We start from the raw sequence: 10,739 nt of genomic DNA on the forward strand, positions 1-10,739 counted from the left end.
CTAATTATGGTATGATGAGTAGTATCGATGAAGTGGCAGGAGGAATCATTTTGTGGAAAGATCGTGTTCGTAATTCAATACCCAACCTATTTACGTTCGGAAATCTGTATTGTGGTTTTTTAGCCATCGTCATGGCAGCAAAAGGTGATTTTCAAAATGCCACCTTACTAATCGTCATCGCGATGATGCTTGATAGTCTGGACGGACGTCTTGCTCGGATGCTTGGTGTAGCAGGCGACTTCGGAAAAGAACTGGACTCATTAGCAGATATCGTGACATTCGGTGTCGCACCTGCAATGATGGCCTACTATACGTATTTCTATGAATTCGGAGAAGTTGGTTTACTAATCTCTGCTCTGTTCCCGTTGTTCGGCGCATTCCGTCTTGCCCGGTTTAATTTATCGGCAACGAATGTGGCATCTGCTTATTTTTCAGGTGTACCGATTACAGCGGCAGGTGGTATTTTGGCCGTCGTCACGTTATTTAGCGGACGAATGAACGACTTGATGGTCCCACTCGTCTTTACAGGTCTTGCCTTCTTGATGGTCAGTCGTGTCAAGATTCCAAGTTTTAAAGATATTCCCGTTCCGCGCCATACGTTCGTCATCACCTTTACGTTACTGTACGTGACGTATGTCATGATTGCCCGTAGCAATGAGTGGTCGACGTTTTGGTTCGTTGCTGTTCCGTTGTATATCGCGTTTCTCCTTTTCTCGTTCATCAAAAAGAAGAAGCAAAAACAACATTCAAACGGATGATGATAGGAAGTGGTTCGGTTTCTCTTACGAGAAGCCGGACCACTTTTTTTACAAGACCGCTTCTCCCTCGCTCGTTTTCAAGATATATGGGTATACTTATGACAGAAGCTATTTTGGAAATGGAGGAATGTCACGCATGGAGCAGTTTCATAAACGTCTTTGGATTTTCTTTTCGATTTGGTTCACCATCGGCTTGATCTTAGTTGGTTTTTCGTTACTTCCCACTTGGCTCGAGTGGGCCAATGCCGTCTTTTTATTCGCTTCCGGCTTATACGCAGCACTCTATTTTTGGCATGTCTTACCGAAGGGACGTCTTGTCATCCCCTTCATCTTCTTTGGTTCGATCATCATTGAGTCGATTGGTGTCCATACCGGTTGGCCGTTTGGAACATATCGTTACGAGTCGGATTTCGGTGTCCAATTATTAGGTGTGCCGATTACGATCGGAGCTGCATGGCTGTCAGTCATGGGGGCGAGTCTCGCTTTCTCCCGTTTGTTTTCGTTTCGCTATAGTACATTGATTCTCGTTCCATTGTTCGCCGTCTGGCTCGATTTAGCGATCGATCCTGTTGCTGCTAACGTGAAGTCGTATTGGCTTTGGCAAGATGGTGGCTGGTATTACGATATTCCGACACAGAATTTCTTCGGGTGGTATGGAACAGCGCTCGTCTTTTCCTTTTTCATCAATCGCTATCAAGTCAAGGCGACGGATGCTGCACTCGAACAAAACAATCAGTATCTCTTTTTGATGTTGCATACTTTATTCGGTGTAACAGCAGGAGTTGCTGGTCTCTATGGTGTCACTTTGGTCAGCTTAAGTGCATTCATCGCCTATTTCATTGTGAAACGAGGGGTTATCGTTGAAAGAAGCAAACAAAAGCAAATTAGCTGAATCCGTATTTCATACGTATGTCGATCATGCTTTGATCCGACGTCATTTCCACCGTGTCTTATATCGAGCAGACGATCTACCTGTCCCTGGTCTCATGCTTGCTACACACAGTTCTTGGTGGGACGGTATGATTCTTTTTCATTTGGATCAGACCTGTTTCCATCACGACCCCTACGTCATGATTGATCAAGCAGGACTTGCTCGTTTCCCGTTCTTCTCCCGTCTCGGAGCTTTCTCTGTTGACCGGACATCATTCGCTGATATCAAGACAAGCCTTCATTATGCAAAAGAACGACTTCAAAATGGCAGCAGCGTCTGGATGTTTCCTCAAGGCGAGGAACGTCATCAAGAGGACCGTCCGCTTCGCTTAGCAAGTGGTGCCACACATTTGACGCGTCATACGGATTACGTGTCTCTCGTCGCCTTTTATTATTCATATGGCCATGAACAGCAACCGGACGTCTACATCCGGACGCGTCGCTTTCATCCATTACCTGACGAACGATCAAGTGCTCAGGCAAAACGACTGACAACAGAACTAACTGCTTTATACGACGACATTCGAGCAGATGCCATTGCGGAACGTGTTGATTTGTATCGCTGTATCTCTACCCGAAGGGAACCACTTCCTGCACGAACGGAGCGCTGGTTACGGGCACTTCGGTCATGAGTTGGTTCTTTCTCTTCTTCGCTCTAGCTGTCTGTCTCTACACATGGATCAATTTAGCTTTCTTACCACGATTAACGGATCCCGTTCAACCAGATAGTCTAGCAATCTGCATCCCGTTACGGAATGAGGAGCGTAATGTACGAAAATTATTAGACGCATTAGAACCCGCTCTGACACCAGGGATGCACGTTTACTTATATGAAGACCGCTCGACCGATCGGACACGCGAGTTATTGCTTAATCGGATCGGTCAAGACGACCGTTTTACAGTGATTGATGGTCTTCCCTTACCAACAGGCTGGGCAGGAAAGGTTCATGCGTGTCATCAACTCGCGAAACGAACTACAGAGGACTATCTGTTATTCCTCGATGCTGATGTGACACTGACACCTGATGCGATTTGTCGCTTATACGGAACGTTACGAACAGAACGAGCTGTTTTCCTTTCCGGTTTCCCGTCCTTTCCTGTACCGACGTTTCTAGGGAAGTGTTTGATTCCGATGCAACATGTTCTTATCGCGCAGCATCTTCCGATTCCGTTTCGCAAGGTGAAACATCCAGCGTTTGCTGCAGCCAACGGCATGGTCGTTCTCGTCGAACGATACGCGTATGACCAAGTCGGTAGACATGAAAGCATCCAATCGGCTCTCGTTGACGATTTAGAACTTTGTCGTACATTTAAACGACACGGGTTGACGACGACGCTCGTCGAAGTCGCCCCAGCAGTCTCTTGTGATATGTACGCCACGAACGAAGAAGTCTGGCAAGGTTTTCTAAAGAATGTCTTTCGTGGGATGAACGATTCTTATATCGTCGGATCATACTTTCTACTCTTTTACTTGGTTCAAGCAAGTGTCCTACCTTATCTCATCCTCCACCCATCCTGGCAGATGGGTGGCGCACTGATTCTTCTTTATTTAGCAAGATTCCGGATCGATCGTGCGGCACGAATCCGACATGTTTGGTGGCTCCATCCACTGGCGGTATTCCTTTATGTCATCTTGCTAGCAAGTGCGATGATTCGAAGCTTTAGGAAACGGGAAATCACATGGAAGGGTAGGACCTATTCATAAGGAGGAATCAGTATCATGAAACATATAGCTGTCATCGGAGCCGGTCTTGGTGGACTCAGCGCTGCTATCTCATTAGCAGCAAAAGGATTTCGCGTCACGGTCATCGAGCGCAATACACATATCGGTGGCAAAATGATGCCGATCGTCACAGAAGGACATCGCTTCGATTTTGGTCCGAATACGATCACGATGCCGGAAGTTTTTCAGTCTGTCATTCTTGAATCCGGTGCGGATCCCGATGAGTACTTTACATTCACGAAACTTGAACGTCATACGGTCAATCATTTTTCCGATGGAAGAACATTAACATTTTCGTCTGGACGCGAAGCGATGCGGACAGAAGTAGATCGTTTCACGAACGGTCAGTTGGCGAAGAACGATATTACAGGTTACCAAGAAGAAGTGGCGAAGTTGCATACGATCGCAAAACAACAATTCTTTACGAATATTGATTCGTATATCCGCCCCTCCCTCTGGCGAGACATGTTGAAAGTGCATCCCTTTCAAAACCTTCATGGGTTGCATAAGCACTACTTTAAGGATAAAGGGTTGATTCAGGCACTCGATCGTTATGCGACGTATATCGGGAGTAGTCCGTATCAAACACCCGCTACCTTCAGTTTAATCGCTCATTTAGAACTAAATGACGGTGTCTACTTCACAAATGGTGGTAATACAGCAATCGCAGAAGGGTTCGCCCGACGTGCAAAAGAACTAGGTGTCGTCTTCCGTCTTGGCGATGAAGTGACACAGATCGAAGTCGTCGATGGACAAGCAACGGAAATTGAATTGAATCACTTGGAATATCTCCCGGTTGACTTTGTCGTCATGAACGGTGATTTGTTGACACAATATCCACGTCTGATTTCGGAAACGGCACGACCTGATTTTAAAAATCCGACACCTGCTCAAGTCGAACCGTCGATTTCTGCCTATGTCCGATGTATCGGTCTCTCACGTCGGATCGAAGGGCTGGCTCATCATAACGTCTTCTTCTCTTCAGATTACGAAGCTGAGTTCAAGGCACTCTTTGATGAAAAACGTTACGCTGAGGAGCCGACGATCTATATCTCGAATTCTTCCGTCACAGCACCAGAAATGGGACAAGCAGGTGATAACTTATTCGTGCTCGTCAATGCACCTGCAACGGATACTGGACATGCGATTGATTTTGATACGTATGATCAACTGATCAATCAACGATTGCAGTCCTTTGGGATTGATATTTCGTCCGATGTCGTCTTCGAGCAACGGGTCACGCCACAGGATATCGAACAAACCTTCTTTGCCTATCACGGCTCGTTATATGGCTTGTCATCCAATGGCATCCGGTCGTCTTTCCTCCGTCCGAGCAACCGTTCAAAGAATGTTCACAATTTGTTTTTTGCCGGTGGATCAACGCATCCTGGTGGTGGTAGTCCAATGGTGACGCTTTCAGGAAAACTAGCAAGTGAACGAATCGTCTCTGCTGTCGCCGCTACCCTGTGAACGTTATGTGAATTGCATATCAATCACTTGTACGGACAACTAAGATTTGATACGATTACTTCGAGTTCAAGAGGTAGTGATTGACCCCACATCCTCAATCAAGCGCAAGGTGACTTCCCCGAGTCAAGAGCGTTGAAGAACTTACTTTTTCTAACCAGCGAAATCAAATGGGACCCACCCATTTCATTACGTGACTCATCGTGTGTCCATTCGCATGACTTACGACGTTCCCCCTTAGATCGTCTCATCCGAATGGTCCACAGATAGCTCGATAAAGAAAAGACCATCCCCGTGGTCGAAACAGACCTATCTCGTAGTCCAGATGTTCGCTCTGGTGTAGAAGTAATCTGAGACTCCCCGGTCTCAGACCATAGAAAAAAGACCTTGGTCCCCGCCAAGGTCTTTTTTCTATGGTCATGTATTAAATCGTAGCAAGTAACTTCATTTTTTGCCAACGGCTGACGTACGCCCGTTTTGTAAAGACGTCATAGTGATTATCCCGCGCTGCATCGAGTATACCACGGTACAGGAAAGCAGCAGCCTTCAGAGCACGCCGACTCTCTCGTGGATACCGTTCAAACGATGGAATCGCTGCGTCATACAGATGCTCTGCTCGAAGTGCAACCTCTTCCCAGAGACCGATAAAGTCTCCTGAAGGACGACCAGCGAGTAACGATTCCGCTGTGACACCGTATGTCTCCATCCATGAATGAGGCAAGTAGATACGGCCGCGTTTTGCATCTTCACCAACATCACGTAAAATATTCGTCAGTTGCATCGCAATTCCAAGATCAATAGCAGACTTACGGAGATCAGGCTGTTGCGGTGCAAGGATGGGCAACAACATCAAACCGACGGTACTTGCTACGTAGTAGCTGTATTGCTCTGTCTCTTCAAGCGTCTGATAACGATTTTTCTCGATATCCCAACGCATTCCTTCCGCGAGCTCAAGAAATGGTGTCTCATCCATTTCATAACGTTCAAATACGTCTGCTAACGCGATCCATAGCGGTTTATCCAGTACTTCGCCATCACGGAATCGTTTGAATTCATTCAAGAAAGCCAGTAAACTCTCTTTCGGCGTATCCGACTCATCGACGGTATCATCGAGGAACCGGCAAAATGTATAAATGGCATAAACAGCTTGTCGATCTGCTTTTGGTAAGAGTGAAAAGGCTTTATAGAACGTTTTAGATCCGGACTGAATGACTTCCTCACATTTGATATACGCGTTCTGGATCGTCACTGAATTCATGTTTCCACCCCATCTCTTGTTCCATTCGGTTTACGAGTATCGTTGCGCCCATCATGACGACTGGTACTCCTCCACACGGATGCACCGATGCACCGACGGCATATAGTCGATCGATATCCGGATACGGTTTTGCCTGTGTCTTTAAGGCAGCCGATTGGCGAATCGTCGGCGCAATCCCAAAACTACCTCCCTGATATAACCCAAAGGCCTGTGCATCATTCGGTGTACGAATCTTCATTTCTTGTATCTTTTCCCGGAATCCCGGATGATGATGCTCAATTTTTTCAAGTACAGTCTCGATGAAGTCTACTTTTTCATAATCTTCTACACCATAGCCACGCGGAGAAGGAATTAATGAATAGACGACGCTATCGTCCGTTCCTGTCAAACTACGGTCAATCTGACTCGGATGGAACAGATAGACTGCCGGATGTTTTGGTAAGCGTCCTTTTTTAAAGATATTCGTCATGAGCGGTTCCAAGTCGTTTGGCATCAAAAAACGATGCACCGGTAAATCGACTTTCCCTTTCATCTTGAAATATAGCAATAGCGTACCGCCTGAAGGTGTATAGGTCTTAGGTTGTTTACCTTCTACAAGGCGTTCCATCAATGGAAACTCTCCATTTAGTACGATTTGATCGAATGCTCCCTGTGTGCCATCTTGTAAGACGATTTCCTTTGCCTGTCCTTGGTCGACGACGATTCGTTCAACGGGTGCCTCGAAGACGAATCGGACACCACGTTCGACTAATGTGTCATACATGCGTTCAGCAAGCGAGAAATAGCCACCTTTTACATACCAGACACCTTCTGCTTGTTCCCGGTACGGAATCAAACCGTAAATCGATGGTGTCGTATAAGGGTTTCCGCCGATATAAAATGTCGGGAAACTGTATGCCATGCGCAAATATTTACTCTTGAAGTATCGCTTCAAATGGTCATGTGCAGTCTCTAGAGCATGCATCTGTAATAATGGACGCATCATGTCTGGGTGCAACAACTCCGTCTTCCGACGATAACCACGTTCTAAAAATTTCGATACACTCGTCTTATAATCCTTTTCTTTTTGATGCATGAATTCATAAAATCCACGACCTTCACCGAATTGATGTTCGATCGCGATCGCTTGATCCACGACATCGGCTACTTTCGTGACGACGGTACCATCGTCGAAGTGAAGGTCATACAATGGATCGACCCGTTCAAGTTCTACTCCCGTCACGCCGGCTTCTGCCAACTGCTCTTTTAACTTGCCTGGCATCAGAACGATCGTCGGACCTTCATCGATGCGGCCACCCGATTCAAAATCGACGGATCGTAATCGACCACCGACATGTGCTTCTTTTTCAAAAATCGTAATCTCGACGCCAGGATGTCTTGCTGTCAGCAAAAGCGCTGCATGCAGTGTACCGACACCGGCTCCTACGAATCCTATCTTCATGTCCGCACCCCTTCTTTTTTGAGCACGAGTTCTGCCGTAATACGCGCGGATTCGAAAATCGTCGGTAATCCGCTACCCGGATGTGTGCCACCTCCGACGAGATACAGATGATCGAGCTCTTCAAATTGATTATGCGGGCGGAAGTACATCATCTGTGTCAACTGATGACCGAGATTGAACGTCGCGCCTTGATGGATCCCCATCGCTTCCCAGTCGTCTGGTGTAAACATCTCTTCGACTTCGATTGCCGCCTCAATCCCTTGATACGGTGAACGCGTTTCAAGAGCGTCCAGAACACGGCGACGTAGTTTCGGTCCTTCGATCGACCAATCAAGTTCAGAGTAATTGTTCGGCACTGGCACTAAGACATACAAAGCAGACTTGCCTTCAGGTGCTAGCGTTGGATCAATCACGGATGGATTTTGGACATAGAACGAAAAGTCATCCGATAATTCTAAAGTCTGCGTCATCTCGCGAACGTTTTTCTCATAATCCTCTGCAAAGTAAATCGTATGGTGTGGTGCATCGAACGTCCGGTTGACACCAAGGTATAACATGAACGTCGAACACGAGAATTTTTTGCGGTCAATTTTTGGTCGGGACCATTTTTTCAAAACCCCTTCCGGCACCAGATGATTCATCGCATGTGCGAAATCGGCACCGATGATGACTTCATCGAATAACTCATGTTGACCTGACTCGAGGATGACTCCTTCGACAGCTTTTCCGTTTAAAATCAATTGTTCGACGCCCGCACCTAACTGTACGGTTCCACCTAGCTCCTCGATTGCACGTTGCATTGCAAGCGGTACTTGATGCATCCCACCAATCGGATGATGGACACCGTAAGCATGTTCCATGTAAGACAAGATCGAAAAACCACCCGGACATTCCCATGCTGACATGCCTAAGTATTTCGCTTGGAATGTAAAAGAATACTTCAATTCTTCGCTCGTGAAGTAATCGGATAAAACATCATAAAGCGATCGTCCGAGCGATAGGCGTGGCAGTGCCGTTAAGACACGCGGTGATAAGTAATCCGTCAGCCGATCGTGACGTGTCTGTAAGATTGGCATGAGTTTTCCAAGCTTAAGTGCTTGCTCTGCCATGAATCGATCGTACCCTTCCCCGTTTCCAGGAAATTGTAGTTCGATTGCCTCTTTCATCCGGTCCCGATCCGTCGTCATCGTAAACTCCTCTGTTCCGCCTTTGAAATAGAGTGTATACATCGGATCAAGTGCCTTTAAATCTAAATAATCTTCTAATCGTAAACCGGCTTCGTGAAAAACGTTTTCTAAAATATGCGGCATATTAAGGAATGTTGGTCCTCGATCGAACGTATAGTCACCTAGCTTGACGGCAGAAGTTCGTCCACCGACTTGCGTTTGTTTTTCGTAAACGGTGACGTCTACTCCTTTTCCTGCTAATAACAAGGCACATGCAAGTCCCCCAGGTCCTGCTCCAATCACTGCTACGCGTCGCTTCACCCAAATCTCTCCTTTTTATCTCTCATCGTTTCAACTATTATACTAAGCACATAGTAAAAGCAACAAATTTGAACTGTCTTCCAACTGTAAAAACGCCAGACTTCGCTTAGGAAGTGGCGTTTGCAGTGACGATATACCAGGCACCTTCTTTTAAGAATGGTGTGATCGAAATGTTTTCAAACCCAGCTTTCGTTAGATCTTCTTTCAATTCTTCCTTACTTGGTAATGGATACAGATTCTCATGCAACGTCATGAAGGCATTGAATGCTGCTGAGAATGGTGCACCGTGTGAACTGTCGCGTAATGGTGTGACGAGAATGACTGTTCCATCATCCTTGACGAAACGACGAACTCCTTCTAATAGCGCAAGGCGCTCCGGTTGCGGGAAGTAATACAAAATATTATTCATCATGACACCGTCATAGGTCTCTTTCACATCAAACGTTTTGATGTCCCCGACGACAAAATCAATCTCTCCGCTCGTATCTCGTCGTTTTGCTTCGGCGATGACGGATTCTTCAATATCGATTCCGGCGAGTCGTAAGTCCGGCAATGCCTCGTGAATTTTACGGAGATATCCACCATAAGCACAACCAATATCAAGGAGTGAGGTCAGATTACGACTGCGAATGATATGGCGTACTGCCGGGAAAGCAACCGTCTCAACGAGAGCTGAAGTTTCAGCCACGATGTCTCCATGTTCCTCTCCATTAAAGGTCTTTTGTTGACCCTCTTCTAAAAATTGAGGATAAGAGAATAGTGCTGGCAAGTGCAGCTCCATCATTTCCGATAACATGAATCCGATACTGCGATCGTCTGATTGAGAGAGTTCCGGAAGAACATGGCGAGTCGCTGTATAGCGTAAATCTTTTTTCTTCAAGTGACCGACTGCGACACCGACTTCGAACCAGCGGGATAACGCTTCCTGTGTCAGCGGACGCTGCATTCGTAGCTGTGCCTCTGCTTGTGTTGCTCCTGTTTGAAGAGCATCGAATAACCCATATTTATAACCGATATACCCATGCCAAAGTGGTAACACCGGTTCTGCGCGTTTCATCCATTTTCGTGCCCGAAAAACTTTCGTCCATTCCTTCAACTGTGCCACAAGCGTTCCCCTCTCTACTGTGTAATACATCCCTTTTCCCAAATAACAACCACTTGTAAACAAAAATTACTAACGAACATGACAAAAAGAGTCCTTTCAACCTGTAAGGTCGAAAAGGACTCTTTGATTTCGCATGAACTTAGAAGAATTTCATACCATATGGGAGTGAATAGCCTAGGAATACTGTCACAAGGACGAGTACGATGAATCCGATGACGAAACCGGAATAAGCTTTTCCTTTTTTAAGTCGAACAAGTGTCAACTCTCCAAAGATGAGCGATAGTAAGCCGAGTGTAATCTTCGCATGGTAGAGTGGGTCTGGATTTTCAGACATCCCCATGATTTTGATGTACAGATAAAGACCTGTCGCGAACGTCAATAAGAGTAAAAGACGGAACGCCATATGAATCCCTTTTGCAGCTTTTTTGTTGTTCTTGTACATCGAAAAGGCGACGAAGAACGTAACCAATAAAAGTACCCAAAGTAAGACGTGTGTGTGAACGAATGCTGTGATTGGCATTTCATTTCCTCCTTTCTTTTCCTATTTCATCGTATCTGATTTCAGGACGA

Annotated in this window: 10 protein-coding genes; 5 read left to right on the plus strand and 5 right to left on the minus strand. The window is 46.1% G+C overall.

Going from position 1 to position 10,739, the window contains the following annotated elements:
* Positions 1-11 precede the first annotated feature (11 nt).
* The 5 genes from pssA to B3G15_RS03665 all read left to right on the plus strand — a co-directional run bounded on the left by pssA (position 12) and on the right by B3G15_RS03665 (position 4,881).
* Positions 12-758, plus strand: a complete 747-nt coding sequence (pssA, locus tag B3G15_RS03645) for a CDP-diacylglycerol--serine O-phosphatidyltransferase (protein ID WP_174316042.1) — start codon at positions 12-14, stop codon at positions 756-758.
* A 136-nt stretch (positions 759-894) separates the two neighbouring features.
* A complete protein-coding gene (locus B3G15_RS03650; RefSeq protein WP_223041429.1) occupies positions 895-1,650 on the plus strand; it encodes a carotenoid biosynthesis protein in 756 nt (251 codons plus the stop codon).
* Entirely contained in the window at positions 1,619-2,320 is a 702-nt protein-coding gene (locus B3G15_RS03655; RefSeq protein WP_290715778.1) for a lysophospholipid acyltransferase family protein, read from the plus strand. Before B3G15_RS03650 ends, B3G15_RS03655 begins: the two co-directional genes overlap by 32 nt.
* Entirely contained in the window at positions 2,317-3,393 is a 1,077-nt protein-coding gene (locus B3G15_RS03660; protein WP_290715781.1) for a glycosyltransferase, read from the plus strand. The genes B3G15_RS03655 and B3G15_RS03660 overlap by 4 nt, the downstream gene beginning before the upstream one ends.
* Before the next feature lie 15 nt (positions 3,394-3,408).
* Complete coding sequence (locus B3G15_RS03665) at positions 3,409-4,881, plus strand: phytoene desaturase family protein (protein WP_035398446.1); 1,473 nt, start codon at positions 3,409-3,411, stop codon at positions 4,879-4,881.
* A 421-nt stretch (positions 4,882-5,302) separates the two neighbouring features.
* Here B3G15_RS03665 and B3G15_RS03670 read toward each other — a convergent pair whose 3' ends face one another.
* From B3G15_RS03670 to B3G15_RS03690, 5 genes are all read right to left on the minus strand, one after another.
* On the minus strand, positions 5,303-6,136 hold the full coding sequence (locus tag B3G15_RS03670; RefSeq protein ID WP_055966987.1) for a phytoene/squalene synthase family protein: 834 nt from the start codon (positions 6,134-6,136) through the stop codon (positions 5,303-5,305).
* Positions 6,096-7,577 (minus strand): phytoene desaturase family protein, encoded by a 1,482-nt coding sequence (locus B3G15_RS03675; RefSeq protein ID WP_290715789.1) that lies wholly within the window; start codon positions 7,575-7,577, stop codon positions 6,096-6,098. Before B3G15_RS03675 ends, B3G15_RS03670 begins: the two co-directional genes overlap by 41 nt.
* Positions 7,574-9,064 carry a phytoene desaturase family protein gene (locus B3G15_RS03680; RefSeq protein ID WP_290715792.1) on the minus strand — a complete coding sequence of 497 codons (1,491 nt, stop codon included), beginning with the start codon at positions 9,062-9,064 and terminating at the stop codon, positions 7,574-7,576. Before B3G15_RS03680 ends, B3G15_RS03675 begins: the two co-directional genes overlap by 4 nt.
* Positions 9,065-9,170: 106 nt before the next feature.
* Positions 9,171-10,169, minus strand: coding sequence for a class I SAM-dependent methyltransferase (locus B3G15_RS03685; protein WP_064300361.1), 999 nt, complete (start codon positions 10,167-10,169; stop codon positions 9,171-9,173).
* Between the two features lie 139 nt (positions 10,170-10,308).
* Positions 10,309-10,689: a DUF1516 family protein gene (locus tag B3G15_RS03690; RefSeq protein ID WP_023467392.1), complete on the minus strand. Its 381-nt coding sequence runs from the start codon at positions 10,687-10,689 to the stop codon at positions 10,309-10,311.
* Between the last annotated feature and the right edge of the window lie 50 nt (positions 10,690-10,739).

It is taken from the genome of Exiguobacterium sp. UBA1053 (genome assembly GCF_002316465.1).
Classification (GTDB): Bacteria; Bacillota; Bacilli; order Exiguobacteriales; family Exiguobacteriaceae; genus Exiguobacterium_A; species Exiguobacterium_A abrahamii.

What these genes read in the sequence shown, in the direction of transcription:
- B3G15_RS03660 (WP_290715781.1), top strand. Translation starts at nt 2,317, where the DNA reads ATGAGTTGGTTCTTTCTCTTCTTCGCTCTAGCTGTCTGTCTCTACACA.
- B3G15_RS03665 (WP_035398446.1), top strand. Translation starts at nt 3,409, where the DNA reads ATGAAACATATAGCTGTCATCGGAGCCGGTCTTGGTGGACTCAGCGCT.
- B3G15_RS03675 (WP_290715789.1), bottom strand. Translation starts at nt 7,577, where the DNA reads ATGAAGATAGGATTCGTAGGAGCCGGTGTCGGTACACTGCATGCAGCG.
- B3G15_RS03650 (WP_223041429.1), top strand. Translation starts at nt 895, where the DNA reads ATGGAGCAGTTTCATAAACGTCTTTGGATTTTCTTTTCGATTTGGTTC.
- pssA (WP_174316042.1), top strand. Translation starts at nt 12, where the DNA reads ATGATGAGTAGTATCGATGAAGTGGCAGGAGGAATCATTTTGTGGAAA.
- B3G15_RS03670 (WP_055966987.1), bottom strand. Translation starts at nt 6,136, where the DNA reads ATGAATTCAGTGACGATCCAGAACGCGTATATCAAATGTGAGGAAGTC.
- B3G15_RS03690 (WP_023467392.1), bottom strand. Translation starts at nt 10,689, where the DNA reads ATGCCAATCACAGCATTCGTTCACACACACGTCTTACTTTGGGTACTT.